The 26,850-nt window shown below is 70.0% G+C and carries 20 protein-coding genes; 10 read left to right on the top strand and 10 right to left on the bottom strand.

The annotated features are described in order from the left end of the window. Window positions 1–49 precede the first annotated feature (49 nt). The gene (locus HUA78_RS44615; protein ID WP_174478997.1) at window positions 50–2,083 is read right to left on the bottom strand and encodes an alpha/beta fold hydrolase; all 2,034 of its coding nucleotides are present in this window, start codon (window positions 2,081–2,083) and stop codon (window positions 50–52) included. 211 nt (window positions 2,084–2,294) lie between these two features. On the opposite strand from HUA78_RS44615, the gene HUA78_RS44610 reads away from it, so the two are divergent. From HUA78_RS44610 to HUA78_RS44585, 7 genes are all read left to right on the top strand, one after another. After that, window positions 2,295–3,758, top strand: coding sequence for a DUF4397 domain-containing protein (locus HUA78_RS44610; RefSeq protein WP_174457064.1), 1,464 nt, complete (start codon window positions 2,295–2,297; stop codon window positions 3,756–3,758). Between the two features lie 108 nt (window positions 3,759–3,866). Continuing rightward, complete coding sequence (locus tag HUA78_RS44605; protein ID WP_174460126.1) at window positions 3,867–5,081, top strand: chromosome condensation regulator RCC1; 1,215 nt, start codon at window positions 3,867–3,869, stop codon at window positions 5,079–5,081. A gap of 13 nt (window positions 5,082–5,094) precedes the next feature. After that, on the top strand, window positions 5,095–5,781 hold the full coding sequence (locus HUA78_RS44600) for an RNA polymerase sigma factor (protein WP_174457066.1): 687 nt from the start codon (window positions 5,095–5,097) through the stop codon (window positions 5,779–5,781). A 17-nt stretch (window positions 5,782–5,798) separates the two neighbouring features. After that, entirely contained in the window at window positions 5,799–6,653 is an 855-nt protein-coding gene (locus HUA78_RS44595) for a hypothetical protein (RefSeq protein ID WP_174478996.1), read from the top strand. A gap of 46 nt (window positions 6,654–6,699) precedes the next feature. Beyond that, window positions 6,700–8,436 (top strand): caspase family protein, encoded by a 1,737-nt coding sequence (locus HUA78_RS44590; RefSeq protein ID WP_174478995.1) that lies wholly within the window; start codon window positions 6,700–6,702, stop codon window positions 8,434–8,436. 48 nt (window positions 8,437–8,484) lie between these two features. Further along, entirely contained in the window at window positions 8,485–8,607 is a 123-nt protein-coding gene (locus HUA78_RS47390; protein ID WP_256433625.1) for a hypothetical protein, read from the top strand. A 105-nt stretch (window positions 8,608–8,712) separates the two neighbouring features. Next, the gene (locus HUA78_RS44585) at window positions 8,713–9,651 is read left to right on the top strand and encodes an acyl-CoA desaturase (protein WP_174478994.1); all 939 of its coding nucleotides are present in this window, start codon (window positions 8,713–8,715) and stop codon (window positions 9,649–9,651) included. A 14-nt stretch (window positions 9,652–9,665) separates the two neighbouring features. On the opposite strand, the gene HUA78_RS44580 is transcribed toward HUA78_RS44585, so the two are convergent. Continuing rightward, the gene (locus HUA78_RS44580) at window positions 9,666–10,328 is read right to left on the bottom strand and encodes a hypothetical protein (RefSeq protein WP_174478993.1); all 663 of its coding nucleotides are present in this window, start codon (window positions 10,326–10,328) and stop codon (window positions 9,666–9,668) included. A 346-nt stretch (window positions 10,329–10,674) separates the two neighbouring features. Here HUA78_RS44580 and HUA78_RS44575 point away from each other — a divergent pair, with 346 nt between their 5' ends. Further along, entirely contained in the window at window positions 10,675–11,229 is a 555-nt protein-coding gene (locus tag HUA78_RS44575) for a hypothetical protein (RefSeq protein WP_174457071.1), read from the top strand. A 59-nt stretch (window positions 11,230–11,288) separates the two neighbouring features. Here the strand turns inward: HUA78_RS44575 and HUA78_RS47385 are convergent, their stop codons facing one another. The 7 genes from HUA78_RS47385 to HUA78_RS44540 all read right to left on the bottom strand — a co-directional run bounded on the left by HUA78_RS47385 (window position 11,289) and on the right by HUA78_RS44540 (window position 23,557). Further along, complete coding sequence (locus HUA78_RS47385) at window positions 11,289–14,888, bottom strand: M1 family aminopeptidase (RefSeq protein ID WP_174478992.1); 3,600 nt, start codon at window positions 14,886–14,888, stop codon at window positions 11,289–11,291. Continuing rightward, window positions 14,885–15,817, bottom strand: coding sequence for an ABC transporter ATP-binding protein (locus tag HUA78_RS44565; RefSeq protein WP_174465731.1), 933 nt, complete (start codon window positions 15,815–15,817; stop codon window positions 14,885–14,887). The genes HUA78_RS47385 and HUA78_RS44565 overlap by 4 nt, the downstream gene beginning before the upstream one ends. Before the next feature lie 118 nt (window positions 15,818–15,935). Then, entirely contained in the window at window positions 15,936–16,793 is an 858-nt protein-coding gene (locus HUA78_RS44560) for a hypothetical protein (RefSeq protein ID WP_174465730.1), read from the bottom strand. 61 nt (window positions 16,794–16,854) lie between these two features. Next, entirely contained in the window at window positions 16,855–21,168 is a 4,314-nt protein-coding gene (locus tag HUA78_RS44555) for a fibronectin type III domain-containing protein (protein ID WP_174478991.1), read from the bottom strand. A gap of 289 nt (window positions 21,169–21,457) precedes the next feature. Next, window positions 21,458–22,420, bottom strand: coding sequence for an alpha/beta hydrolase (locus HUA78_RS44550; RefSeq protein WP_174460135.1), 963 nt, complete (start codon window positions 22,418–22,420; stop codon window positions 21,458–21,460). Between the two features lie 40 nt (window positions 22,421–22,460). After that, window positions 22,461–23,060 (bottom strand): TetR/AcrR family transcriptional regulator, encoded by a 600-nt coding sequence (locus tag HUA78_RS44545; protein WP_174457077.1) that lies wholly within the window; start codon window positions 23,058–23,060, stop codon window positions 22,461–22,463. Between the two features lie 56 nt (window positions 23,061–23,116). After that, window positions 23,117–23,557 carry a group II truncated hemoglobin gene (locus HUA78_RS44540; protein ID WP_141641173.1) on the bottom strand — a complete coding sequence of 147 codons (441 nt, stop codon included), beginning with the start codon at window positions 23,555–23,557 and terminating at the stop codon, window positions 23,117–23,119. A 169-nt stretch (window positions 23,558–23,726) separates the two neighbouring features. Here HUA78_RS44540 and HUA78_RS44535 point away from each other — a divergent pair, with 169 nt between their 5' ends. Further along, window positions 23,727–25,376 (top strand): ATP-binding protein, encoded by a 1,650-nt coding sequence (locus HUA78_RS44535; protein WP_371745819.1) that lies wholly within the window; start codon window positions 23,727–23,729, stop codon window positions 25,374–25,376. A 6-nt stretch (window positions 25,377–25,382) separates the two neighbouring features. Here HUA78_RS44535 and HUA78_RS44530 read toward each other — a convergent pair whose 3' ends face one another. After that, window positions 25,383–26,267: a 5'-3' exonuclease H3TH domain-containing protein gene (locus HUA78_RS44530; RefSeq protein WP_174460136.1), complete on the bottom strand. Its 885-nt coding sequence runs from the start codon at window positions 26,265–26,267 to the stop codon at window positions 25,383–25,385. A gap of 212 nt (window positions 26,268–26,479) precedes the next feature. Between HUA78_RS44530 and HUA78_RS44525 the strand changes: the two genes are divergently transcribed. After that, on the top strand, window positions 26,480–26,839 hold the full coding sequence (locus HUA78_RS44525; protein ID WP_174457080.1) for a DUF4398 domain-containing protein: 360 nt from the start codon (window positions 26,480–26,482) through the stop codon (window positions 26,837–26,839). Window positions 26,840–26,850 lie beyond the last annotated feature (11 nt).

The raw sequence follows: 26,850 nt of genomic DNA, 5'->3' as shown, positions 1-26,850 counted from the left end.
CGCGGCCTGCTCGCTCCTCCCCCAGGGGTACGCCTGTGTCACCCCTCGCCTACTTCGTGCCCGTGGCCTCGGGACTCCTGGGCGCGCCCAGGTGCTTCTCGAAGAACATCATCGTCGTCATCTGCGCGGAGTCGCGGTTGACCTTCTTCTGGAAGCCGTGGCCCTCGTCGGTGGCCAGCATGTACCAGACGTCCGGTGAGCGCTGGCGCACCGCCTGGACAATCTGCTCCGCCTCCGACTGCGGCACGCGCGGGTCATTGGCCCCCTGCTGCACGTAGAGCGCCGCGCGAATCCTGGCCACCGAACCCAAGGGAGAGATGCGCTCCTGCACCTTGCGCACCGCCGGGTCTCGCTCGTCGCCGTACTCCGCGCGCCGCAAGTCACGTCGGTACGCCTGCGTGTTCTCCAGGAAGCTGGGCAGCGAGGAGATGCCCACCACGTCCACCGCCGCCTTGAAGCGCTCCGGATAGAAGGCCACCGACGCCAGCGTCATGTAGCCGCCGTAGGAGCCGCCGGAGACGCCCACTCGCGAGGCATCCAGCTCCTTGCGCGAGGCGATGAAGTCCAGCGTCGCGCCGATGTCCGCGAGGCTCTGCTCGCGCTTCACGCCGTCATCCATGGCCCGGTACGCCTTGCCGTAACCCTCCGAGCCGCGCACGTTGGGCACCAGCACCGCCATGCCCAGCTCCGTCGTGGCGAACTGCGCGAAGGTGCTGAACAAGGGCAGGCTCTGCCCCTCCGGGCCTCCGTGGAAGCTGACGATGACGGGCACCTTCCCCGTCGCGCCACGGGGCAGGTAGAGGAACGCCGGCACCTGCACGCCGTCCGTGGACGGGTAGCGCACCAGCACCGGCTCCACGAAGGTGTTCGTGTCCAACCCGCCCACCTCCGAGCGCGTCCACCGCGTCGGCTTGCGCGACTTCAAGTCCACCGTCCACACGTCCATGGGGCTCTTCGCGTCCCCCACCGTCAGGGCCAACAGGTCCGAGCGCTTCAGCGGGAAGCTGATGCCGAACGCCACGCCCTTCGGCAGCGAGTCCAGAGGCGCCAAGGCCTTCGTACGCGTATCCAGCAGCGACACCTTGGTGAAGCCGTCTTCGTTGAAGGCGACCGCCAGCTTGCGGCCATCCGGCGACAGGGCCAGGTCCGTCACGTTCCACTTCACGGCCTTCGTCAGCGACTCCGGCGCGGAGGTGAGCGGCGCCTTGTCCAGGTCCACCCGATACAGCTCCGCGAAGTCGCTGTAGCGGTCCGTCGCCAGGTACACGCTCTTGCCGTCATGCGCGAAGACGACGGAAGTGATGCCGCCCTTGCCCTCCTGGGGCGTGATTCGCTGACGCGCGCCGGAGGCCACGTCCACCACGTACAGGTCCGCGTCGTCGACGGCGCGCTCCTGCGCCACCAGCAGCTTCGCGCCGTCGTTCGAGAACGCTATCGGCGCCCAGGAGCCCTCCAGCTCCGTGAGGCGACGGGCCTGACGCGGCTGCGCGGTGGGCGCCACGTACACGTCCGTGTCCTTGCCGTTGCGGCCCGTGCCGCCGTACGCCAGCCACCGCCCATCCTGGGAGACCTTCACGTCCGAGTGCCGGCTCTTCCCATCCGTCAGCAGCTCCGAGCGCCCCGTACGCCTGTCCAACCGGAACACCTGGAAGAACTCCCCACCGCCCTTGTCCTGCAGGAAGTAGATGACGTTCGAATCACCGGGCTGGAAGAGCGCCCTGTTGATGGGCTCCCTGGCGAAGGTGAGCTGCGTGCGCGCGCCCATGGGCATCTCCACCAGGTGGAGCTGGTTGGTGTCCGCGAAGCGCGTGGTGATGAGCAACTGCTTGCCGTCATCACTGGTGTCCAGGAGCGCCGCGGAGCGGGCCTCCAGGTACTGCTCCATTCGCTGACGGAGCGCCTCCGGCACCGGCGGCACGTTGCTCACCCACAGGTTCGGCTGGCCGGCCAGCGGTGCGATTCCTGGCACCTGCGAGGGCTTGCTGGCGGAGGCCTGGGCCTTGGGGGCCTGTGCCGCCGGAGCGGGCGCGGGCGCCTGCGCGGCGAGCAGGGACACGACGAGAGGAAGCAGTCCAGGGTTCATGGTGCGCGCACGCTAGCAGCAGCGCTCCGGCTGTCGCGCCCGCGCCGCGTCATTCCACATCCGGACCGGCGACTGCTCGCGGGTGGACAGTCATCCGACGCACCGTGCCGGACACACGGTACCAACCAGGTTTCACGGCTCGTTCCGTAAGGGCCCTCCGAAGACACGGTCGCGCTCCCCATGGGCGACGGCCACACCCCTGGAGTGGAACATGACGAAGAGCCCTTGGAGTCGTCATCGCAGCCTCACCGCGGCGCTCGCCGCCACGCTGTCCACGCTCGTGGCCTGCGGCGAGGACGAGACGCCGCCCGACCAGACGCCGTCCAACCAGGCGAAGCTGCGCGTCATCCACGCGTCATCGGACGCCCCCGCCGTGGACATCTACGCGGAAGGCCAGTCCACGCCGCTCTTCACCAACGTGAAGTACGGCGACGCCACCGCCTACGCCACCGTGCCGGCGGGCACGTACAACGTCCAGGTGCGCGCGGCGGGAGCCCTGGCCTCGTCCGCGCCCGTCTACTCCACCGGGCCGCTCGTGCTCGGCACGGGCCACACCGTGAGCGCGGTGGCCGCGGGGCTGCTCGCCTCCACCGACGCGACGAGCGCCTTCCGCGTGCTGCCCCTCACCGAGGGCTTCAACCCTCCCGCCGACGGCAAGACGCGGGTGCGCATCGTCCACGCGGGCGCGGACGCGCCCACCGTCTCCATCGACGTGGGGGATGACGGCTCCTCTGAAATCACCGGCCTGCAGCGCTTCCAGGACACAGGGGCCACGGGCGTGGAGCTGCCCTCCGGACAGGCGCTCCAGGTGGGCATCCGCGCGGCCAACCAGCGGGTGACGGCCTTCACCGTGCCCGCCCTGCCCTCGCGTGGGGAGGTGTTCGTCATCGCCACCGGACAGCTTTCCCAGAAGCCGAGCGCCGCGGGGGGCTTCGGCCTGCTGGCCGCGGGTGTCGGACTGGTCCGCCAGAATCCCGTCGTCTATGCGCTTCACGCTTCGCCGGACGCGCCCGCCGTGGACCTCTTCCTGGGCAACACGGAACTTGTGAACAACCTCGCCTTCGGCCAGCTCTCGGCTTCCCTCCAGGTGCCTCCTGGCAGCTACACGCTGGACTTCTTCGCCTCCGTGCACGGCGGCACGCGTCCCGCGGGTGCCCCCGTCGCCTCCCGGACCACGCCCGCGCTGGTCGCCGGGGAGTCCTATCTGACGGTGGCATCGGGCTTCCTCAGTCAGGACCTGGCGGACCCGACGGGCGCCCCCTTCGAGCTGCTCGCGTTCTCCGAAGGCTTCACCGCCGATGCGAGCAACGTGCGGCTGCGGCTGGTGCATGCCTCGCCCGACGCGCCGATGGTGGACGTGTCCCCACTGGAGGGTGGGCTCGTCCCGGCGCACGCGGCCTACAACGACGTTCCCTATCGACTCGCCTCCGCGCCGGAGGGCCTGTCGCTGCCCGACCTCAAGGTGTACGTGGGCGTGGCGGCCTCGGCGGCGTCCAGTCGCTCGCCGACGGCGCGCTTCCAGGTGCCCTTCGGGTTCTTCGCGGGCCGGGGCGTCTTCGCGGTGGCCGCGGGCGCCCTCTCCCCCAGGCCTGGCATCGATGCGGGCTTCCGGCTGGTGACGGTGGACACGAGCACTTCACCGTGGAGCGCACTCAATCTCTTCCCGCTGCCGTAACGTTCCCCTGGCTCATTCGTTCAAGAAATACCCTGTTCAAAGGGCGGGCGCCGCGGAGCCATTTTCTCCGCGGCACCCGCCTGTCTCTTTTCTTGAGAGTCGAGCCCCATGAAGCGTCGCGTTGGCCTCCTCGTGCTGCTCCTCGCGTCGACCAGCGCGTGCTTGGACCCCATCCGGAGCACCACGGCCGAGGACTGCGACGAGGACGTCGCCGCGTGCCCCGACACCGACACCGAGCAGCGGGGCCTGGCCCGGCAGGTGTCGGTGGGCAGCCAGCATGCATGCGCGCTGCTGGAGACGGGCGGCGTGCGGTGCTGGGGCGGAGTCGGGCTGGTGGGGGATGGGACGCGCGCGCTGCGGGCCCAGGCGGTGGACGTGCGGGGGCTGGGCTCGGGCGTGCTCGCGCTCGCCGTCGGGGGACAACACACCTGCGTGGTGGTGGAGGGGGGCACCGTGCGCTGCTGGGGGGACAACTCCCTGGCACAGCTCGGCAACAACACCACGATGGCCGCACTGGAGCCGGTGGATGTGCCGGGCGCGGGCACCAACGCGGTGACCGTGGTGGCGGGGCTGGGGCACTCCTGCTCGCTGCACGCGGGGGGACAGGTGATGTGCTGGGGCGAGAACAACTTCTTCCAGCTCGGCGGAGCGTTCGCGGGGAAGGCGCCCAGGCCCGTGCCCGTGCTGGGGCTCCCCGCCAACCTCACGGTGCTCGCGTCGGGCGCCAACCACACCTGCGCCGCCACCGCCGATGGAGAGGCGTGGTGCTGGGGTGACAACACGTACGGAGCGCTGGGCACGGGCCTCGCCAATCCCACGCCCGAGCCTGGGGCGGTGCGGGTGAGGGGCGTGAGCGGGCCGGTGCGCGCGCTGACGGCGGGCCTGAGCCACACCTGCGCGCGCGTGGGCATGGGCGACCTCGAGTGCTGGGGATTCAATCGCGAAGGGCAGCTGGGGGATGACACCGCGCTGGACAGCGTCACGCCGGTGCGGCCGGTGGGGCTGTCGTCGACCATGCGGCAGGTGCGCGCGGGCAATTCCTTCACCTGCGCGCTGGACGCGGAAGGTCGCGTGCGGTGCTGGGGACTCAATGGCGACGGACAGCTGGGGGATGGAACACGCATCCGCCGCGCGGCGCCCGTGGAGGTCACGGCCCTGGGCGACGACGTCGTGGACCTGTCGGCCGGAGCGACGAGCACCTGCGCGGTGATGCGGGATGGACAGGTGCGGTGCTGGGGCGCCAACGCCTTGGGCCAGTTGGGTGATGGGACGCAGTCGGACCGCGTGGAGCCGGCCGTGGTCCAGGGGCTTGGGGCCCCCTGAGAGGGAGGACGGCATGTCACTGTTGAGGGAAGACCCGCTGTTGCTGGAGGCCTTTCGCCGGGGAGAGCCGGGGGCGTTGACCCGCGTGTACCGGGCCTACTCCGGGCACGTGGCGCGGTTCCTGTCGCGCACGTACGTGTCGCGCGGACCTGGGGGCCTGGCGCGCGTGGGGCCGTTGGATTTGGAGGCCGCGCACCAGGAGACCTTCGTGCGCGCGTTCCGCGAGCAGGCCCGGCTCACGTATGACGGCGTGCGGCCGTACTCCATCTGGCTCAACGCGCTGGCGCGGCAGGCGGCGGTGGATGTGCTGAGGGCAGCGGGGCGCATCGCTCGCGAGGCGGTGGCGCTGGATGACACGCCGACGGCGGAGCGGCTGGCCAGCAACGCACCTTCGCCCGAGGACCGCGCGCTGGAAGCAGAGACGCGCGAATTGGTGCACCGCTTCCTCGCGGGACTCGACGAGGCGACCCGTCGTCTCGCGGACCTGCGCTTCGTGCAGGGCCTGTCCCAGGAGCGCGCGGGGCTGGTGCTGGGATTGTCCCGACAGGAGCTGCGGACGCGCGAGACGAAGCTGCGCCGCGCGATGACCGACTTCCTCCTCAACGAAGGCTGGCTCACCGCTGACTCGCCCGATGCATTGCCCTCCGCCGCCGCCACGGCCGCGGTGCTGGCGCTCCTCTTCCCCCTCTTCGTGCCTTGATTCGAGTGAGTTTCCCCATGGCCCTGTTCACCCAGCACGTGGACCGACAGCTCGTCCACCTCGCCAACGAGGGCGTCCTGCCTCCTCGCCAGTGGAGCCGCGTGCTGCGTCATGCCCGCGGCTGCGCGCGGTGTGGAGCGCGCTACGAGCGGGTGATGAACCTGCGCCGCATGTTCGCCAGCGACACCGTCACCGTGCCCACCCCGGGGGAGCTGGCGTCGCTCGAGTCGCGCGGGCTGCCCTCGGTCCTCGCCACCTTGGCGAGGGAGTCGTCGACCGAGTCCTCGGGACAGGCAGCGCGAGCGGACCGGCTGCACAAGGACCTGGGGGAGCCGTGGAGCCTGGCGCGGAGGCTGTGGGCCCGGGTGCTTCAGGCGTGGAACTCGCCGTCGCTGGGGCATGTGGGCGGCGCGTGGGTGGTCAGCTTGATGGCGGCGGCGGGACTGCTGTGGCTGAGCCTGCCGAGCGACACGACGGAGTGGGGCGCGCGCGGCGAGGGGCAGGGCGCGACGGTGATGCGACTGTTCTGCGTGCCAGCGGAAGCGGAGCTTCGGGAGGTCCGAGGTCAGGGCGACTGTCCCGCCGGCGCGGCGCTGGCCTTCGCGGCCGGGGCACGTGCGCCCTACACGCATGTCGTGGTGACGGTGCGCACCGACAAGGGGCTGAAGGTGGAAGGACCGTTCGAGGTGAAGGCGTCTCCGGGCGCGGAGGCGGCGCTGGACCTCACGCCGAGACTGCCCGACACGGGAGAGGTGGAGCTGACCGCCGTGTTCGCGAGCAGTGCGTCCGACGCGCTCGCCGCCTCGCGCGGAGAACCCGTCCGAGACGTCGTGCGCGTGCAGCATCGCGTCCGCATTGCGGGGAAGCCATGAGCCACCGGCTCCATCGAGACGCGGCTGTGTTCGCGGAAGGAACACCATGAGACCCAGCACGGTTCCGGTGCCCAGCGGTGTCGTCGTCCTGTGGCTCGCCTGCTGCGCGACGGTGTCCCTCGCCGAGCCGGCGACCCCATCCTCGGGGCCACCTCCGGTGCGGCGCGCCCTGGTCGTCGCCTACAACGGAAGCGACTCCCCGGGCATGCCTCCCCTGCGCTACGCGGACGATGACGGCGTGCGCTGGATGGAGACACTCCAGCGGCTGGGCGTAGAGGTGGTGCTGCTCACCGTCGCCGATGCCGACACCGCCGAGGCGGAGCGTGAGCGATTGACGGGGGTGCGCGTGCCCACGCTCGCCGCGCTCGACGAAGCCGTGGCGGCGCTGGCCCAGCTCAACGCGGCGGACCGCGCGGCCGGACGCACCGTGGACTTCCTGTTCGTCTACGTGGGCCATGGGCGCACCGGTGAGTCCGCGCGCGCCTACCTCACGCTCGCCGACGGCCGGCTGGACCAGGAGGGCCTGTACACCCGGGTCGTGGAGCGACTCGAGGCGGACTATGTCCACCTGCTGGTGGATGCCTGCCACGCGGCTGGCGTCGTGGGCAGCCGGGGCGCCGACCCGCTGGTGCTCCGTAGGTTGCGACGCGCGCTGGAGCAGGAGCAGCTCGCGGGCCACCCCAGCGTGGGCGCCATCTTCGCGGAGAGCAACGAAGGCGAGACACATGAGTGGTCTCGCATCCGCGCGGGTGTCTTCAGCCATGCGGCGCGCTCGGCGCTGCTGGGTGGCGCGGACGTCAACGGTGACGGGCAGGTGGAGTACAGCGAGCTCGACGCCTTCGTCGCCGCCGCCATCCGGGGCGTGAAATCTCCGCAGGCGAGGCTCGCGCTGCGCACCTTCCCGCCGATGCTCAATCCCTCGCGCGCGCTCATCGGCCCCATTCCAGAGGGTCCCCGCCTCGACCTTCCGGCGACGCCCGGGGGCGCGCGCATCTCCGTGGAGGACACGAATGGCGTGCGCCTCGCGGATGCGCATCAGTCCGAGGGAGAGCCCCTGGTCCTCGCGTTGCCGAAGCGCGACGCGTACTGGTTGCGTACGCCCGGGGGTGAGGCCCGTGTGCGGCTCGCGGACCTGAAGGCCAGACGACTGCCCCGCCCCTCTCCTCCCGAGGTGGCCCAGCGCGGCGCCGCCGAGGAGAGTCTGCTCCAGGGTCTCTTCGCCCTCCCCTTCGGGCGCGATTTCTACGAGGGCTATGTCGCTTCGGCGGGAGGGCCCATCGTGGACTTCTCCAATCCGGTGACACCCGGGGACCCATCGAGCCTGCCGCACTCCCTGGGGCTGGAGGTGGGCCTCACGCTCGGCGCTCCGCCACTGGGAGGTCGTGGTGTGGCACGCGGACTGTCGCTGGCCTGGCGCGTGCCGGGCCCCGGCATCGTCCGGTGGGGCGTGCGGGCCAGCTACTCGCTCGCACCGGACGCATGGGTGGACAAAGCCACGCTTCAGCGCGTGTCCGTGCTGGCCATGGGCGGACTGAACGGCCGAGGCACGCTGGCCCCGTTCGCGGAGGCGGGCGTGGGCTGGTTGATGACGGTGGTGGACAAGCCCGGCCGCAGAGAAGGCGACTCGCTGGGTCTGTCCGCGCGCGCCGCCGCGGGCCTGCGCTGGAGGGCGGGCGACTTCGCCGTGAGAGGCGCGCTGGGCATGGACCTCGACGGTGTCCGGGTGGATGGGCACCGTCGCGGACACTGGATTCCCGGCGTGGAGCTGGGGCTGGAGCGCTGAGCGACTCGCCGCGAACGGCGCGGAGCCGCACACCGTCGCGGACGCTGCATGGAGCGACTCGCCTCGAACAGCGCGGAGCTGCACACCGTCGCGGACACTGGATTCCCGGCGTGGAGTTGGAGCTGGAGCGCTGAGCGTCCCACCGTCCACGCGGTGCGCGGCACACTGTGAACGCCGTTGACAGTGGCGCCCTGGCGCCCGCTCAAGTCCCTGGAATCAGGCCCGTGCATCCCTGGCAGGGCGCTTGCGTTGGACCCGCTCCGAAAGGGGCGACACATGAACGCGGAGAGCACGGGGTGGGGCGAGGCACGGTGGGACGCGGGCAAGATGCTCCGGTGGAGCCTTCTCCACCTGGGCGCACTCGTCGGCGGCGCGCTGTACTTCTCGTGGAGCGCGGTCGCGGTGTTCGCCGTGCTCACGGGGGTGACCATGTGCCTGGGCGTCTCGGTGGGCATCCACCGCGGCCTCATCCACCGGGCCTTCCGCGCACCGCGCACTGTGGAACGGACGCTGGGCCTCATCGGCACGTTGGCGGGACTCGGCGGCGCCCTCGGCATGAGCCGCATGCACCACCTGCGCGACTTCCACCAGAACCAGCCCGAGGCCGACTGCCCCGAATACTTCGGCTACCGCGACGGCTTCCTCAGCGCGATGACCCACGCCCTCTTCCGCACGTGGCACGCACGAGACGCGAGCGTCTATCCCCCCGTGGACGCCGACCTGGAGCACGACGCCTTCTTCATCGCCCTGGAGCGCGCCGGCCTCTGGCTCCAGGTGCCCCTCGCGCTCGCGCTGTACGCGGTAGGCGGTCCCGCGTGGGTGGTCTGGGGTGTCTTCGTGCGACTGGCGCTCACGCAGGATGGCTTCTGGTTCGTCCACTACGTGAGCCATGTGGAGGGAGAGCAGCCCTACGCGCTGCCCGGGTGCGCGGAGCAGGGACGCAACGCGGGCTGGCTCGCCCTCGTGAGCATGGGTGAGTCGTGGCACAACAACCACCACGCCTACCCGAGCTCGGCCCGGATGGGCTTCGGCTGGCGACAGCCGGACCCGGGCTGGTGGACGGTGAAGGCCCTGGCCACGCTGGGCCTCGTGCATGACGTGAAGACGATGGGGAACCTGCCGCTTCGCCCCGGAGCGCACCGACGCCCCGGCCCCCGAAAACACCCGCGCAGGTGCCTCCGCCGACGCGACGGCGCGCACGGCATGCCTGTGTAGCGCCACGCGACGGCTCAGAAGGCCCAGCCCAGCGACAACGCCAGCCGCTCGTCAATCACCCACGAGCGCCCTTCGTTCGACTGCTCGCCCACGGGGAACAGCCCTTCGTACCCGGGCTTGGCCGTGACGTTGCTCGTGTACTGACTCGAATCATGCCGGGCCTCCGCGCCCACGCCCGCCTGCACCGCGAGGCCTCGCCCGAGGATGACGGTGTAGCCCAGCATCGCCGTCGCACCGAAGCTCCAGATGCGCTGCTCGTTGTCGTTGAGACTCGCCTGTCCTTCTATCTCGAAGCGGCGCCACGAACGGGTGACCTCCAATCCCGGCGACACCCACAGCCCCTCGGGCGCGTCTCCCACGAGGAAGAAGCGGGCCCGGGGACCGACGCCCAGGACGAAGGTGGAGCTGCCTGCCTCGTTCTCCCGCTCCCCTGACACCAGGGAGTCGGACCAACCCTTCTGCTGGGTGAACCCGGTGCGCAGCCCCAGGCCCACCGACACGCGGGGACTCACCACCCGCTCTCCCTCCAGCGTCACCACGCCCAGCTCATCGGGAGTGACGGAGACTCCCAGCACCGTCTTGCGCGCGGGCGAGACGGACGGTCCGGCGCCCAGCTCCTGGGCGTGAGCGGCAACGGACGACAGCAACGTCAGACACAGCATGTGAATGGGCTTCATGTTTGGACATCCCCCAATGACGTCCCTGGCACGCTCGTCCAGCGACCCACTCCCCTTGTGCAATGGGCGTGCACAACCACACTCCAGAGGGAGCCTCAGCTCACGAGCACCCCTCCCCACGACATCGTGTCAACGAAGGCCCGTGCGCCGCGTGACAGGCTGACAGCGCGCCAGCCACCCCGCTCCACACGCCGTGACACCGAGCACTGTCCGCCAGCACGCGAATGGCGTCGGGACGGCGGGCCCACGGACTCGTCACGTTGCGCGATGCACCGGGCATCAAGATACTCCCGCCCGAGCCTTCCCACGGGGAGTCACTCATCCGGGGATGGAGGGAGTCCAAGTGATGCGCATGCGAATGCTGCTGGCGTCCGCGCTGCTGGTGCTCGGTGGCTGTGGTGGTGATGACGACAAGGAAGGCGACGACGGCGACGACACCACGACGGACCATCGGTCCAACGTCACGGGCGCCTATGAAAGCACGGGCACCCTGAGCGCCACCTTCAACGGAGAGACCCAGACCGGGGAGTTGGACGACACGGTGCGAATCTCGGAGGCCTCCGGCTCCAAGACGGCCCTGAGCCTGCGCTCCGAGTCCCTCACCTGCGACCGGGACCTGCGGGCGACGATGACCGGAGAGAACACCTTCTTCATCAGCGAGGGCGCGTGCTCGGTCTTCGACGAGGAGAGCAAGTGCACGGCGGACCTGAGTGTCACCTCCGGGCGAGGCAGCCGGGAGCCGAATGGCCCCCTCCAGCTCACCCTCCAGGGAAAGTTCACGGTGCGCTGCTCCCCGCTGCCCATCGTCGGTGACTTCACCCTGCTGCTCACCGGAACGCGCACGGGCGCGGAGTCCCTGCCTCGCGTCGAGACGCGGCTCTTCCACGTCACGCACCCCTGAGCCATCCGGCGACCGCGCTCCAGGCCAGCACGGGAGCGCGGTCCACCGGGCTCACCGCCTCACAGCGTCACCACGGCCTGCTCGCGACGAAGCTGGAGCACGCGCACGTCGGGGTCCACCACCCAGCGCTCGGGCGGGAAGTCGGAGCGCACCGTGACGTCGGCCTTCTCACCTGCCCCCAGCACCACGCGGCTTCGCGCCTCGCGGTAGTCCGGTGACTGCACGTCCGGAGCCTTCGCGTCCGGCCGCTTCGCGAAGCGCTCGCCCTTCACCGCGGCGACCTCCACCGGCATGCGGCCGTCCCCCACGTTCTCCACCGTCACCGTGGCCACCCACTGTCCGCCCTCCTGCTTCACCTGGGCATTCGACAGCCGGTACTGCGGGACATGCACCTCGTGGAACCACTGCTGGACGAAGGCGTCATAGGCCGCCGCGTCCGGCGCGAAGGGGCGCATCGCCGCGGTGAAGTCCTGCAGCACCGGGTGGTCCTCATGGCCCACGTACTTCTGGAGGAACGCCTGGATTCCCGCGTGCATGGCCGGGCGGCCCATCAGGTCCTCCAGCATCGAGAACGCCCAGCCTCCCTTGTCGTAGAGCACGGTGTTGTCGCCGTCGCGCGAGTCGTCGAGCTTCACCAGCGACTGCTCCGCATCCACGTGCCGCTCCCTGGCGTAGCGCTCCTCCAGTCGCTTGGCGATCTCCATCCGCGTCCGGGGACCGTCCAGTTGCTCCATCAGCTTCATCGCCGAATAGTGAGACATGCCCTCCGACAACACCGAGCCGCCGGGCCCCTTGCCAGGGATGAGCATGTTGCCCCACCACTGATGCGCCGCCTCGTGCGCGGTAATCAGCAGGACGGCATTCGACTCCGGCGTGCTGCGCGCGAGAAAGCCGATGCTCTCCGAGAAGGTGATGTTGGTGGCGAAGCCCTGCGCATAGGTATCCAGGCCGGGGAACTCGGACAGCTTCAGCTCCTTCCACGGATAGGGATGGAACCATTCCGAGTAGTACCGGCGTGACGCGTCCAGTCCGCGGCGCATGGCCTCCACGTTGTAGACATGCGCGGGGTGGTGGAAGACGGCGGTGCCCTCGCCGCGCAGCACCGCCCAGCGGCCCGCGACGATGTTGAACATGCTGACCGGCGCGTCGCTGCGCCACACGCTGACCCGACGTCCGTCCTTCACCTCGTCGCTCTCCAGCACGCCCACCGAGTTGAGCGTGTACTCCGCCGGCCCCGTCACGCGGAGGCGCGTGGTGAAGGGCGTGCCCGTTCCATAGGCGGCCTCCGTATGCCCCACGTAGAAGTCGTCCGGGTAGACGCGCGGCTCGTACCGGTTCTCCTCCTTGTCCACGCCGATGTCGTCGCGGAAGCCCACCACCGGCGCGAAGCTCGGCCCGAAGCTGGTCAGCACCACGCCGGAGGGAAGGATGAACTCCGACACCTTGCCGCCACTCTTCGTCACGCCCTTGGGGAACTCGCCGTGGAACTCGAAGCCCACGCGCACCGCCGAGCCGGGTGCCAGGGGCGCCTCGGGTTTGAAGACATACAACCGCGAGCGGTCCTCGGGCGTGACGTCTTTTCCATCCACCGTCCAGCGCACGTCCTCCCAGTGGTCTCCGCCCGTGAGGGCAAAGGACTTCAGCGCCTTCTCTCGCCGGTTCACCAGCGTGTACGTGCCTCGCGTGCGGAAGGCGCGGCCCTCCGGGTCCAGCTCCACCTCCAGGTCCACGTCCTGAATCGCCGGCTGCGGCGCGTCCAGCCACGTGGCCAGGTTCTTCTGCCAGTACTCCTTCGCGCGCTTTTTCGCGGCGTCACCCTGCCAGCCCTGCCCCACCTGCACCGCCGCCGCCACGAGGGCCACCGCGGGCACCACCGCCCACGGCGTCAGTCGCCACGCGCCGCGCAACAGTCCCCCGGGGCGGATGCGCTCCAGCAGGCTCACCGAGTCCGCCGCGCGCCGCCCATCCCACCGCACCGCCAGCGCGGTGAAGAAGGCGGCGAGCCCCAGGACACCCACGCGGTTGAGCACGAGCACGGACCTGTCCAGCTCGAAGGGCCCCATGTCGGACCACTGCACCGCGCTCCACAGCGGCCAGTTCGTCGCCCAGTGGAGGTTGCCGCGCACCGCCGCATAACCGGTGAGGCACAGCGCCGCGAGCGACACGCCATACGCGCCGAAGCGCCCTCCCGCCACCGCGTGCGCCGCCAGCACGAAACACGTCCACGCGAAGAACGTGGGCAACAAGAGCCCCCACGCGAGGACGTACGACGACAATGAGAGCGGCACCTGGCCTTGCACGAGCTGGGCGATGATGCCCGCGAGCCCCGTCGCCACCAGCAGGGACACTCCGACGAGGCTGTTGGCGAGCGCCTTGCCCAGCAGGACGGAGACGGTGCGCACGGGCGCGGCGTCATGGATGGGCGCGAGGTCCGAGGCGCGCTCTCGCTCCAGCGACTCCACCGTGTAGAACATGAGCAGCAGACACGCGAGCGTGGACGCCACGCCCAGGGTGCTCACCGCGAAGAAGCCCGGGGACGTCAGGAGCGAGGTGTCGAACGGGCCCACCTTGTTCAGCGCATTCGCCACCGTCTGCATCAGGATGATGGGCATGAACAGGTAGAGCCCCGGCTGCGACAGGAGGCCCCGCAGCTCCGCGCGCGCCACCACCCACAGGCCAGACAGTGCCCCGGGAGGATGGGCTCGCATGCCCAGCGTCACGAGCGGCGTCTCCTCGCGCGCGCCACCATCCGTCGTCGCCAGGGGAATGTCCGCCAGCGCCTTGCCGTGCGCGCCGCGCACCGGCGCACCACGCAGGCCTCGCGCCACGTGCCGCGCGCTCCACGCCACGCCGCCCAGCCCCACCGCGATGAAGCCCAGTCGACTGAGGACGAACAGCGCGTCCAGACCCACGCGCTCCGCGTTGTAGAAGGCGACCCCTCGGTCGACCTTCACCCATGTCTCACTCAGCCACCGCATGCCCGCGGGGTCCAGCGCCTGGAGCACCCGGTTCACTCGAGGGTCCAACCACCCGGGAGTCCAGCTCCACAGGAAGAAGGCGCAGACGAACATCAGCACCACCGGCAGGAAGTACACGAGCACCGGGCGCCGAGTGCCCGCGCCCAGCGCGAAGGAGGCACCCGCGATGAACACCAACTGGGGCACGCCGAAGAAGAGCGCGGGCCGCACATAGTTGAGCCACGACAGCGGGCCGCGATACTCGGCGTGCTCGCCCGCAGGGATGACGTGGTGGAAGAAGACGAGGAAGAGCGCCATCGCCCCGAGCGCCACCCCGTACGCGCTCAGCACCGCCAGGAACTTGCCCCACACGTACTCGCGCGGCGTCAGCGGCGTGGTGTGGAGGAGGGGGCCCACCCGCGCCTCCTCGTCCGCGATGACGCCCATGCCCGCGCCCACGGAGACGAAGAAGCTGAAGAGGAGGAACATGAGCAGCAGGAGCGTCTGAGAGACGGCGAACTCGCTCGTCACCCAGGCCTTCTGCCCGCCCACCTGGCTGGCCCCGGATTCGATGGTGACGTTGCCTGACGACAGGCCCCACACCGACAGGAAGGTGACGAGCAACAGGATGACGAACAGCGGGCGGCGCATCTGGTGCGCCAGCTCCGTGCGCACCACCGTGCCCAGACGGGCCACGTTCATCGCGCCACCTCGCGTGCGGCTTCCACGACGGGCGACGGCTGCGAGGTCGCGGAGGCCTCGCGCGTGTCCTTCATCATCAGCAGATAGGCGTCCTCCAGCGTGGGCGTGACGCGCTCGAAGCCCACGGGCACATCGCCTCCCGTCGAGTGGATGCGCACGCGGTTGCGGCCCTCGAAGAGCACGGCCTGCGTGACGCGGCGGGTGCGCTGCAGCTCCACCAGCTCGGTGGCGGAGGCGGTCCCCTCGAAGATGGTGCCCTGGATGGAGGCCTTCGCCTCGGAGGGCGACGTAATCGCCACCACGCGGCCCTGCCGGATGACGGCGAAGCGCGGGCACAGCATCGCCACGTCCTCGACGATGTGCGTGGACAACAGCACCGTGCGCTCGTTCGCCACTTCCGCCAGCAGCCGGTAGAAGCGCAGGCGCTCCTCGGGGTCCAGGCCCGCGGTGGGCTCGTCCACGATGATGAGCTGGGGGTTGCCCGCGAGCGCCTGGGCGATTCCCAGCCGCTGCCGCATGCCTCCCGAGTACTCCTTCACCTTGCGCTTCGCGGCGAACGTGAGGTTCACACGCTCCAGCAGCTCCGCGCACAATGACTTCAACCCTCGCGGCGCGGTGACGCCCTTGAGCTTGAGCAGGTACAGCAGCATGGCCTCGCCCGTGAGGTACGGGTAGAAGCCGAACTCCTGCGGCAGATAGCCCAGGTGGGGCCGGAGCGCTTCCGGGTGGCGGACGATGTCCAGTCCATCCAGCGTCACCTCACCAGAGGTGGGCTCCAGCAGGCCCGACAGAATCTTCATCAACGTGGATTTGCCCGCGCCGTTGGGACCCAGCAGCCCGAACATTCCACGAGGTATCTCCAGGTCCACGCCACGCAGTGCGGACACCGGGCCCGGGTACACCTTCACCAGATTGCGGAGGGAGAGCATGCCCCCCGTACGCCTGGAAGGCCGCGCTCATTTCACGGGACGTGCGCGGAAAGCGGGGGCTCACGGTGTCTGTCGGGCGCACACCCGGGTGACGCACCGTGGCGCCACGCCTGAGGACTCAGCTGGGGATTCGATGGAGCGGAGCGCAGTGCGGCGCATCTTTCTGAAGCCACTTGCGCAACACCTCGGCGCCCACGGTGTCGCCCGCACGCGCGGAAGCCACTCGAAGCCCCCAGGCACTCATCAGCCAGGCCACGGGGAGATTGGTCTGCTGGTTGTGCACTTCCAGCGCCGCGAGCGAGTCGGGGGTGGCCGTGCCGGTGAGCACCTCGCCGATACCCACGCAGATCTCGTAGTAGGCGCGCCCCTCGTCCGAGCCGGCGACCGGGCTCGGAAACTCCACCATGGAGAGGGCCTCCTTCGCGAGCGCGAGCCCTCGCGCGGGGTCGTCCTCGCACAGCATGACGATGCTCGCCTCACCCACTCGCTCCATCGCGCGGATGACAGGGGGACGCGCTGACCAGTCGACGCTCGCCAGCTCCCGGCGCGCGGAGGCCGCGTCACCGTAGCAGGCATGGGCCAGGGCGCGGGAGCTCGCTCGGTAGAAGGCGACATCCGGAAACCGGCTGCTCGACGCGTACACCTGTTCGTAGACGGCGAGCAGGGCGCTCACGTCGGGATGCAGAAAGGCCGCGTCGATCTTGCGGTGTGCTGACCATCGTCTCCAGAAGATGGAGCCCAGAGTGCCCACCGCGAGCACGCCTCCAACCAGCAAGACGAAGCCCAACTGAGACCCGGACCGACTCAGCTCCTCGGTGGATGGCAGCTTCGGCGTCTTGCCGCCAGTGACCATGAAATACGCGGCGACGTAGGCAACGAGGATGAACGGCAACAGCTTCATCCAAAGCTTGATGGGCGCGAGAGCACTGCGTGGGCGAATCGATTCGAGGTAGCGGGCGTTCTCGTCACGGGACATGCGCGCACTTATAGCCAATCCCTCTCGCGCCACCACGGACTCGCGAAAGGGTGGGGGCTCCTCATTCGAGACATTGATTCAACAGAACGCTGAGGGTGTTGCTCTCGTAGTTGGCCGTGACCACGTCCAGCCGACCGTCCGCATCGAGGTCCGCGCTCATCACCGCGAACGGACGGCCACCGGTGGCAAAGTCCTTCCGGGGTTTGAAGCCGCCTGTCCCAAGCCCCTGGAAGACACTGATGAAGCGGGCGCTACCGGGGGTGTTCTCGACATCGTAGTTGGCCACGGCGATGTCCGCCGCGCCATCCCCGTCGAAATCACCGGTCGTCACGCCGTAGGGGTTGCGCCCCACATTGAGGCTCTGTTTCAGGGAGAAACCACCCAATCCATCCCCCTGCATCACACTGACGGTATAGCTGGCGGCGCTGGGACTGTCCGCGAGGGCAACCGCCGCATCGACGTATCCATCGCCATTGAAGTCCGCGAGCGAGAGTCCTCGCGGACGCCCTCCCGGATACGGACTCGACAGCGCCGTGAAGGAGCCGTTGCCGAGGCCCCGCAGCACCTGGAGGACATTGGAGGAGCCCACCACCACGAGGTCCAGCTTTCCATCTCTCGTGACGTCCGCGCTGGCGATGGCGATCGGGTTGCTCGTCCCGCTGGAGGAGGTCCGCGCTGGAAGCAGGCCCCCCAGGCCGTTCCCGGGCAACATGCTCACGGTGCTGGAGCTGGTGTCCGCCGTGACGACATCCATGAAACCGTCGCCATTGAAGTCCGCGCTGATGACCGAGTGCGGAAACCGGCCCGTGTCGAACTCCGTGCTCGCGCCAAAACCGCCTGCTCCATCCCCTAGCAACACGCTGACGCTGCCTCCCAGCGTCGAGGGGGAGTTGCCGTTGCCGTTCGCCACGACCAGGTCCAACCTGCCATCCCGGTTGAGGTCCACCACCACGACCGAGGTGGGATTCCTCCGAGTAGGAAAGTCCCGCCGCGGCCCGAAGCGACCCGCGCCAACCCCCAGCATCACCCCCACGGAGTCGCTGGACTCGGAGGTCACCACGAGGTCTGGATTGCCATCTCCATCGAGGTCACCACTGCTCACCGCCGTGGGCTGCTGACGGGTGGCGTGGTCACGCCAGGTCAGAAACGCTCCCGTGCCATCTCCCTTGAGCAAGGTCATGACCGACTGCAATTGATTCGACAGCGCGAGGTCGATCCGGCCATCCCCATTGAAGTCCCCAGCGGCAATCGACGACGGGTTCTTGAGCGTGGCGAAGTCCTGTCTCCCCGAGAAGCCACCCGTGCCATCTCCGAGCAGCACGCTGACCAGACTCTCACTGTTGCTGTACTGGACGACGTCCCATCGGTCGTCCCCGTTGACGTCCGCGAGCAGCATCCCGGAGGCCACCACTCCGACATGCGAGGTGCGCTCCGTCCCGAGGCGCCCCGCCCCATCTCCCAACAACACGCCAACGCCCTGGCCACCCATGTTGGAGCCGATGACGTCGAGCCTTCCATCCCCATTGATGTCCGCGAGCCGCAAGGTACCGGGGCGCATCGACACGGCGAAGTCCTCTCGCGCGGACAACCCGCTCGAGGCATCTCCCAGCATCACGGCGATGGACGACGCTCCATGACCCACGACCAGGTCTGAGCGGCCGTCGCCGTTCAAATCTCCCGCGGCCATCAAGCCCAGCGCGGCACCGAAGAGGATGTCCCTCCGGGGCGAAAAGCCACCGGTCCCATCCCCCAGGAAGAGGTTGATGTCCTGACTGACAATGTTGGCCACCACGAGGTCGGCATTGCCGTCCCCATTGAAGTCCCCGCTCGTCACGGAGAGCTGCGTCTGCCCCACACCCAGGTCCACCTTCGAGGTGAAGCCGCCACGCCCATTGCCCATCACGACGCTGACCATCGTGGAGCCATGAAGACCGGGCGTGTACAGCACCATGTCCAGGTTCCCATCGTTGTTGAAGTCCGCGAGCGCCGAGCCAGTCCCACTGATTGAAACGGGGAACGCGACCTGCTCCACGAACGCCCCCGAGCCATTCCCCAACAGCACCCCGGCATACCGAGCCGAGGGGCTCTCGCTCCGGCCGACGCCGAGGTCCGGAATGCCATCGTTGTTGAAGTCCGCGACCGCCACCGACAAGACCGAATGCCTCGCCAGGGGCCACCCTCCCAATCCCAACCCACAGGACGTCGTCACCTCACATGCAGCGGAGCGCGGGCTGTCGCCCACCGCGTTGGTGGCCTGCACCGTGAAGGTGTAGTGCGTCGCGCCGTCCAGCCCTCGCACGGTCGCGGAGGTGGCGCTGCCCGCGGCCGAAGCCGAGAACCCTCCTGGACTCGCCCGCACCGTGTAACGGGTCATGGGGCTGCCGCCGTCGGACACAGGGGGCGTCCAGCTCACCGTGGCCTTGCCGCCTCCGAGCGCGACGGCGCGCGACTCCCGAGGCTCGCTGGGAACATCAGGCGTCAGCACTTCGCCCGAGGGTTCTGATTCGGCGCTCGGGCCCAAGGCATTCACCGCGATGACAGTCACGCGATAGGCCGTCCCATTCACGAGCCCGGTGAGGGTCGCCTCCCGAGGCTCCGCGTCGACAGTGACGGGCGTGCCCGCCGTCCCCGCGCTGTACGGTGTCACCCGGTAGGCCGTCACCGGCGAGCCACCATCCGACGCAGGCATGGCCCAGGTGACGCTCAGGGAGCGGATGCCAGCCGTGGCCACCACCTGTGTGGGGGCATCGGGCGGGCGCGGCAATGTCACGGCCGAGGAAGGCTCCGATGACGCGCTGTCACCGCGCGCATTGGTGGCCACCACGGTGAACGTATACGTCTCGCCCGGGGTCAGCGTGGTGAAGGTCACCTCGGTCGAGGAGGCATCGACCGTCGTGGAGGCACTCGCCGCGCCACCGCCTTCGTGAGCTGCCACCGTGAAGCCCGTGAGCGCACTGCCTCCATCGAAGGCAGGGGCCGTCCAGCGCACGGTGACGCTCGAAAGGGCCACGCTCGCGGTGACGTGGGTGAGGGCATCAGGCACCGTGGAGGGAGTCACCGGTGCGGACGGCGCGGACTCCGGGCTGTCACCCGCGACGTTCGTCGCCCTCACTGTGAATGTGTAGGCCTGTCCATTGGTGAGCCCCGTGACGACGGCGCTCGCGGTGGCCACAGTGGCCGAGTGCCCCCCGGGGCTCGCCGTCACCGTGTAACTCGTCACGGGGGCGCCATGGTCCGCGGGAGCGCTCCAGGAGACCGACGCGCCACCTTCTTCCGCCGTGGCCACGACCTCCGAGGGCGCGGCGGGAGGCGTGCGCGGCGTCACGGGCGCTGAAGGTGACGACGACGCGCTGTCCCCCACGGCGTTGGTGGCCACGACAGTGAAGGTGACCGGCTGCCCCAGGGTGAGTCCGGAGAACGCCCCGCGCGTTTCCGGTGCGGAGATTCGAAGCGTCGCGCCACCCGTCGAGGCGGTGACGGTGTAGCCCGTCACGGGGTTTCCCTCATGGGACGCAGGCGCGGTCCACGCCACCTCCACTCCACCGGCGTCATCCACCGTGGCGTGGACCTCCGAGGGCGCCGCCGAAGTCGACCAGGTGATGACCGACGTCGTGGCGGGAGCGCCTTCGCCCACGTCGTTCGTCGCCGTCACCGTGACGGAGTACGGAGTGCCATCCGCGAGCCCCGTCACCTCCGCGTGCGTATCCGTGACGACGACAAGCGCGGCGTCGAGGGGAGGAAGAATGCTCACGGAGTAGCCGATGATGGGACTGCCATGGTCGTCCGGAGCGCTCCAGTCGAGCCGCGCGCCACGCACTCCTGGCCGGGCAAGGAGATCGACCGGTGCTCCCGGGCGCGCGGCGGGCGTCACCGGCAACGAAGGAAGGGACGGCACGGAAGGCCCCACGGCGTTCGTGGCCACCACCGTGAAGGTATAGGGGGTTCCGTTCGCGAGGCCCGTCACCAGGACCGAGACCGAATCGCCTGGGACGTTCGCCACCGCGCCACCCGGGGAGGCCGTGACGGTGTAGCCGAGGATGGGACTGCCGTGGTCCTCGGGCGCCAACCAGGACACCCGCGACGAGGCATCACCACGCACCGCGACGACCTGCGCGGGAGCGGATGGAACCTCCGCGCGCGGTCCCGCATCCGTTTGCTCACCGGCGTCCGTGGGGCCGGCGTCCGTAGGGCCTGCATCCGTGGGGCCCGCGTCCGTGCCGTCGCCCGCGTCCGTGCCGTCGCCACCATCTGTCGAGCCCGCGTCCGCGACGCCCGCGTCCGTGCCGTCACCCGCGTCCGCCACTTCGACGGGTGGACGCGGTGGAATACCCGCCTCGCCACAACCCACGCCAACCGCGAACACAACGAGGAGCATCCAGACGCATTGGCGGAACGACATTGAAACTCCCCGGTAGAGGCGGGGCTTTGTAGCAGCGCGTCGGCCACTCCCTCAAACACGGCTCGACGGCGTCCCCAAACGAGTCCGCCTCAGTGTACCCCTCTCACACATCGAGTGAGGCGCATCGGGAGACGGGCTTGCTCCCGAAAACCAGACATGCCCAGAACCTCCCCCCGGAGTCCTGCATGAACGAGCGCGGACGAGACTCATCAGCCCCAGCAGCGTGACGACCAGGACTCGCTTCAGCCAGCAGCCACTGTCTCCCTCACGAGTGCCGCACCAACCGCAGTGACGCGCGCGACGCCGTCGAAGCAGAGGCCGAAGCGGACGCCGAGGCCAGCAGCCCCACGTCGGGCCACGCGGTCTCCGGCTTCCCCTCCACGAGGAAGTCCACCGCCTGCGAAACGACCTCCGGCGCGTAGAGGATGCGGTGATGCCCCAGCCCCTGCGTGCGCGTCAGCCGCGCGCCCGGCCAGGCGCTCGCCACCGACTCGCCCGCGACGAGCGGCACCTCCCGGTCTCCCACGTCGTGAAACACATGCAGCGGCACGTGCCCCAAGAGCCGCACGAAGTTCGGCAGGGCCAGGTCGCGCAGCCGCACGTTGAAGTGCGCCTCGATGCGCTGCTCCATCCGCATCCACACGCCATCCGTCAGCCCCATCGCCCGCGCGAAGGCCTGGATGCCACCCCTCGGGTCCGCGGGCGGCGAGACGAACACCGCGCGTCCCACCTTCAGCCCATCCCGCATCGCCACCGCCGTCGCCGCCGCGCCCAGCGAGTGCGCAATCACCGCGTACGGCCCACCCGTCGCCCGCGCCACGTCCGCCACCAGCTCCGCCATCTCCGGCAACGAGCTGGTCCTCCCCGACGACTGCCCGTGCCCCGGCGCGTCGTACGTCACGACGGAGAAACCCGCCGACACCAGCGGCTCCACGAAGGCCGTGAGCTGCCCGCCATACCCGCTCCACCCGTGCACCAGCAGCACGCGCGGTCCCACGCCCCAGCTCCACACCGCCACCTCCTCGCCCCCCAGCGTCAGCAGCCGCGGCTGCCCCCGCGCCAGCACCGCCTCCGCCGTCTTCGAGCGATGCGGCCTCCGAGGCGTCCGGAACATCCGGTCCGCCCACGCCGCCGTCAGCCCCGGCGCCACCGCCCCCATGCTCAACGCCGCCGCCCGCACGCCCCACATCGCCAATTTCGCCCGAACGTTCGTGCTATTTTTCGCCATGACGAGGTCCTCCTCGGAACGACACACAGCCAAAGAAATCTCAGGAGCCTTGGGGACGGGCGGCGCGCAACAGCGCGTCGAAGGCGCGCCGGGCCCACGTCTCCGCGCGCGGCTCTTTCAACAAGCGCGCGGAGTGGTGAAAGCCCAGGAGCAGTGCGTTCTCATCGTGGGCGAACTGCTCCACGTCCACGTCCTTGTGGAAGTGCCCCTCCGCGACGGCGATGCGCGCGGCCTGGGCCAGGCAGTCCAGCCAGTCCCGCTGCGTCTGCACCAACCTGTCACGCGCGGGCCCGGGCGCGTCGTCCAGCTCCGTGGCCGCCGCCACGAAGATGCACCCGCCCTCCGGCACCAGCTCCTTCTCCCACGTCAGCCACTGCTCGAAGAGGGCCCGCACCCGGGGCTCGCCTCGCGGCTGCGTGAGCGCCGGGCGGATGACGCGCTCGGTGAACAGCGCCGTCGCCGCCTCCAGGATTTCCACCTGGAGCGACGTCTTGGAACGGAAGTGCGCGAACAGGCCGCTCTTGGAGAGCTGCAGCTCCTCCGCCAGCCCGCCAATGCTCAGCCCCTGGAGCCCCACGCGGCTGGCGAGCTGGATGGCCCGCTCCAGAATCGCCTGATGGGTGAGCTCTCCCTTGCGCATGGGCTCTTTCTAAACGCCCGTGCTTTTTTCCGCAAGTCGATGAACCACGGGGCTGCTCAGCCCTCGGTGTTGCGCAGGAAGTCCGCCACCTGGGCGAAGCGGTCATCCAGGAAGCGGCGCAGGCCGCCGGTGACTCCCCGGGCATCCAGGGCCTTCCCCATGGCGCGCAGCCACGCGTCGCGCATGGAGAGATCCACGGGCACATGGCCATGACGCATCCGCAGGCGCGGGTGGCCGTGGCGCTCCGCATAATGCTGCGGCCCGCCCAGCCAGCCGATGAGGAAGAGGCCGAAGCGCTCGCGCGTCCCCCCGTTCACCCGGCCCTGCTCGTCCAGTTCGTGCAACTTCGCCAGCACGGGCTCGTGCGCGTCCATCGCGTCATAGAAGGCCCCCGCCAACGCCATCACCGCATCCGCGCCACCGATGCGCTGATACGGCGTGTCCTCCAGCGTGGGCACCCAATCATCAGAGGAGGGAATTTTGAGCTCAACAGGCATGACATCCTTCAACATCCGTGCGGGCACGGGGTTTTCCCCTCCCGAAACGAGCGCTCGGCGTGCCGCTCCGAGGGGTGTCGAGAGGCCGACAGGTTGGCAGGCACCTCGCGGGTTGCCCATCGAAGATTTGACCCAGGCAAGAGCCGGTTGCTAGAGCCCTGCCCCACCCGTGCACCCTTCCACCAACTCCAAGCAGGCCAGGGCGATGCCTCCGCCCCGAGTCTGGGTCCTCGACGACAGCTCCGTGGAAAACGAGGCCATTCGCCGCGTGCTCACTCCCACCTGCCGGGTGGAGACGTTCACCGACGGGGCCGCGTTGCTGGAGGCGCTGGGGCGGGAGCACGGAATGCTCCCCGAGGTGCTCGTCCTGGACTGGTACCTGCCGGGCATGTCGGGCCTGGAGGTGTGCCGCTTCGTGCGCTCGGGCGCCACCACCTCGCTGATTCCGGTGCTGCTGCTCACCGTCAACACCCGCGCGGACGACGTGGTGGAGGCGCTGGCGGCGGGCGCCAACGACTACGTCTTCAAGCCCTTCCGTCCGGTGGAGCTGGAGGCGCGCGTGCTGGCCCTGGCGCGCCTGGAGCGTCAGCGACGCCAACTGCTCGAGGACGAACGGGCGCGGCGCATGCTGGCGGAGGGCACGCTGACGGAGGTGCAGGCCGCGGAGGAGCGCGCGTGGCGCAGCGAGCTGCGCTTCCGGCTGGCCGCCCGGGCCACGCGGGACGCGGTGTGGGAGTGGGACCCGCGCACGGACACGGTGGACTGGACCAGCGGCCTGCACGAGCTGTTCGGCCACGTGTCCACGAACATCCGGGACACGCGCGACTGGTGGGCGGAGCGCCTGCACCCCGAGGACCGGGACCGCGTGGTGCGCGGCCTGCGGCTGGCCCTGGCCAGCGAGACCCACGAGTGGCAGGACACCTACCGCTTCCAACGCGGGGACGGCACGTGGGCCCACGTGGTGGACCGGTGCCACATCGTCCGGGACGGGGACAACCAGGCGGTGCAGGTGGTGGGCGCCATGCAGGACGTCACCGAATGGCAGCAGACGGAGGCCGAGCGCCTGCGCCTGCTGGCCGAGGTGCACGCGCAGGCGGACTTCGAGCGGCAGCTCATCGGCATCGTCAGCCATGATTTGCGCAACCCCCTGGGCGCGATAACGCTGGCCGCGTCCCTGCTGGCGCAGCGCCCGGACGCGGACGACCGGCAACAGCGCAACGTGCAGCGAATCCTGCGCGCGGCGGAGCGGGCGACGCGGATGATTCGCGACCTGCTCGACTTCACGCGGGCCCGGCAGGGCCGCGGGCTCCCCATCTATCCGCGCGCCATGGACCTGCACGAGGTGGTGCACGCGGCGCTGGACGAACTCCAGGCGGCCTGGCCCGAGCGCCGCATCGTCTCCGACTACCAGGGCAGCGGCGCGGGCGCGTGGGACCCCGACCGGGTGGCGCAGGTGCTCGGCAACCTGGTGGGCAACGCGATGCAGTACAGCCCGCCGGACACCGTGGTGCGCGTCATCGCGAGGGGCGAGGACACGGGCATCGTCCTGGAGGTCCACAACGCGGGCCTCCCGATTCCGGGCGACCTCCAGTCGCGCATCTTCGAGCCGCTGGAGCGCGGCGTGGAGCGCCCCGAGGACCGGGGCGTGCGCAGCATCGGACTGGGGCTCTACATCGTGCGCAGCATCGTCGTGGCCCACGGCGGCACCGTGGAGGCGCGCTCCACCCAGGAACACGGCACCACCTTCACCGTGCGCCTTCCCCGCCAGCCGCCCGTCGCCCTCGCGGCCCAGGACGACGACGGACAGGCCGCGGGGTAGTCCGCCTCAGTCCACCCAGCGCTTCGGCCTGCGCTTCATCGTGGTGACGCCCAGCCTGTCGCAGAGTGACTCGAACACCTGCCGGGGCACGCCCCGCCACGCCACGTCCTCCAGCGTCTTCGTGCCGGGCAGCGGAGCATCCGTCACCAGCGTGGCGAGCCGCCGGTACAGCAGCGCCTCCTCGCGATGCGCGCGCAGCGTCGCCGCCAGCTTGTCCGCGCCACGCGGGCGCGCCGTCCACGTCGCCGCGTCGTCCGGAATCGCCTCCAGTCTTCCGTAGGCCGCCAGCAGCGACGAGGCGCCCTTCTCCCCGAAGCCCGGCAGCCCGGGGATGCCATCCGCGTCGTCACCCATCAGCGCGAGCAGGTCCGGCACGCTCGTGGGGGACACGCCCAGCTTCGCGCGCACCGCGTCCTCGTCCAGCACCTTCTCCTGACGCCGGTCCACCTGCACCACGCGCTGGCCGCGCACGCACTGCCCCAGGTCCTTGTCCGGGGTGAGCAGCCGCACCTGCTCCACCGCGTCCGCCCACTTCGCCGCCGCCGTGGCCAGCGCGTCGTCCGCCTCGTGCTCCTTCATGGACCACACGCGCACGCCCAGCGCCGCGACGGCTTCCTCGGCCAGGTTGAACTGCGCATGCAGCTCCGGCGGGACGCCCTCGTCGCTCTTGTAGCCGTCGAACAGCGCATTGCGGAACGAGCGGATGGGGTTGTCGAACGCCACCGCCACGTGTGTCACCGCTTCGTCCGTGTCGTGCAGCAGCATGAGCAGCGAGGACATCAACCCCACCGTCGCCTTCACGTCTTGCCCGTCCGGCGCGGCGTGGCCGGGCCGGGGCGAGAAGTGGGCGCGGTACAGCTCGTACGTGCCATCCACCAGGTGCAGGCGCATCCCGCCGTCCTATCGCTCCCGGCGCCTTCCGACCAGCCCGGCCGCACCGTCACGAGGCCCTCCGCGCGCAAGGACTGCTCGCCGCGCCCCGGGGTCGCCCGGCCGCTCCCCGGGCGGCTTGTCCCGGTGAGGATTGCCGGGTTGTCGGCGCGAGCACACTTCAGGACCTGGGGCGCGACACCCGCGCTCCATCCGGCTGCTGGAGGTAGACCGTGCGCCCGAAGCTGCTTGCCGCGATGCTGTGCGCCACCCTGTTCGGGTGCGCCAGCCAGAGCGTGACACCCGTCTCGAACACCAAACGAACAGAGGCCATCGCCTCCATGCGCGCCGCGGAAGGAGCAGGCGCGTCGCGCATCCCCGAAGCCGCTCGCCACCTGGAGTTCGCTCGCCAGCAGGTCAACAACGGCGAGCAGCTGATGATGGACGAGGACATGGAAGGCGCGGAGCTGAGCTTCATGCAGGCGGACGCGGACGCGGACCTCGCGCTGGCGCTCGCACGTGCGTTGCCACTGGAGCGGCAGGCGCAACAAACCACCCAGCAGGCCCAGGCGCTGCAACGCGGCCTGCAGTGAGCCCGAGTCCC

The organism is Myxococcus sp. CA033, assembly GCF_013336625.1.
GTDB classification, from domain to species: domain Bacteria; phylum Myxococcota; class Myxococcia; order Myxococcales; family Myxococcaceae; genus Myxococcus; species Myxococcus llanfairpwllgwyngyllgogerychwyrndrobwllllantysiliogogogochensis.
The sequence above is the reverse complement of the archived record's forward strand: the minus strand, read 5'-3'. Positions and strand labels throughout refer to the sequence as shown.